Origin of the sequence: Shewanella sairae (assembly GCF_023283535.1) — a bacterium.
GTDB classification, from domain to species: Bacteria; Pseudomonadota; Gammaproteobacteria; order Enterobacterales; family Shewanellaceae; genus Shewanella; species Shewanella sairae.
In genome coordinates this window covers 1-1590 of the sequence record NZ_JAKILT010000164.1, presented here as the reverse complement: position 1 = coordinate 1590, position 1590 = coordinate 1, and the positions used below count along the sequence as shown (strand labels likewise).

Below are 1590 nucleotides of genomic sequence, written 5' to 3'. Positions count from 1 at the left end.
ATTATCAAGTCATTATTACTGATGAAAATGGTGTGCAACGCGTAGTAAAAGTCTATGGGACAAGTTATTCAGTTGCGGGATTAGCATTGGGAACTAGCACTGTAGAAATACAAGCATGTTATGTTAATAATAAATGTGGAGAACTAAATCTAGCCGGAACGATATCACGAAAAACAAAAATCAGATATCAACATACTGATATGCTTGGAACGCCCGTCGTTGAAACCAACGAAGCTGGACACGTTATCAGTCGCAGTACCTATGAGCCCTTTGGGAAACGATTAGGTGGCGAAAAAGCGGGGATTGGTTATACGGGGCATTTGCAAGATCCAGACCTAGGCTTAACGTATATGCAGGCTCGATACTATGATCCACTTATCGGCCGTTTTTATTCGAATGATCCTGTCGGTACTCTTGGTCACTTAAATGGAACTCAAGGGATTCAAGGTTTCAACCGATATGCATATGTAAATAACAATCCATATAAATATACCGACCCGGATGGTAAGGCTGCGGAAAGCTATTTAAATAGGCCTAGCGGTGTGAGCATTCAGCAAAATCAAGATGCTTATACAGGAGCTGCAGCGATCGGTGTTGCTGTTTGGACTGCTGGTGCAGCAAAAGTATCAGTAACAGCTTCTGCATCACTTACAGCCTTGGAAGTTACATCTGTAGCAACCAGTGACGGGTTACCAGTTAAAAGTCGTAGCAGCCGACCTGCTCCTTTGAAAAAAGCAGAGGGAAGGTCACATTCGATTGTTGAAAAGTCAGGTAAAGATGGTCAATATACGACACATAATGCCGATGGAACATTTAAACAGTATAGAGGTAGTGGTAAAGACCACGGAAATGTACCTCGCCCTAACGTTAAAACGAATGAAGGTAATGTGAACGTCAACCCTAAGACTGGCGAAAGTTTTCCCGGTAAAACAGACGTTAGGCCAGCGAAAACAGAAGAAATTCCAGGAGGTTAAGCTATATGTTTAGTAAGTCTGAATTTATGGAAGCTAATAAAGATAAGAAACTTAACACACTTGATTATTTGCACGCTTTGTTCAAGTTTGAAGATATCCATAATGATCTATTGAATAGTTTGGGCATATTATTCAACCCTGAGTTCATAATTAGAGATAATAAACTTTTTTTTGAAGAAGTGTTTAATGAATCTAAATATTGTGATTTTATTTCTGAAGGACGTGATGATAAAGAAATTCAGTATTGGATGAACTTAATTGAAATAACGTCTATTTTTGAAGGGATGGAAGTCAAAGAGGCAAAGAAATTCGGATCATCTATTGTTGAAGTGTGGAATGATAGAATTGCGACTCGATACTCAAAAATGAATGTTAACGCTTCATTAATTCACGACCAGATTACCAATGAAGTATTTGTCACAATTAATTTTTCAGATTGATAAGATGAATTTCAATCGGTTAAAATGCCAAGCCCCTTTCGGGGCTTTATTTTTGGCTACATTTAAGCCACATCAGAGTTGTAAGGTAAGCGATCAATATAAGACGGATTCCTTGAGGGGCAACGTTTAGATAATCTCAGAACAAATCCCATTCTGAGAACATCCTATGACTACGT

2 protein-coding genes are annotated in these 1590 nt (G+C 38.7%); both read left to right on the top strand.

The window, feature by feature from the left end:
• The first annotated feature begins 32 nt into the window (after positions 1–32).
• On the top strand, positions 33–974 hold the full coding sequence (locus tag L2748_RS23835; protein WP_248957816.1) for an RHS repeat-associated core domain-containing protein: 942 nt from the start codon (positions 33–35) through the stop codon (positions 972–974).
• A 5-nt stretch (positions 975–979) separates the two neighbouring features.
• A complete protein-coding gene (locus tag L2748_RS23830) occupies positions 980–1414 on the top strand; it encodes a hypothetical protein (protein ID WP_220783590.1) in 435 nt (144 codons plus the stop codon).
• Positions 1415–1590: the final 176 nt, after the last annotated feature.

What these genes read in the sequence shown, in the direction of transcription:
- L2748_RS23830 (WP_220783590.1), top strand. Translation starts at nt 980, where the DNA reads ATGTTTAGTAAGTCTGAATTTATGGAAGCTAATAAAGATAAGAAACTT.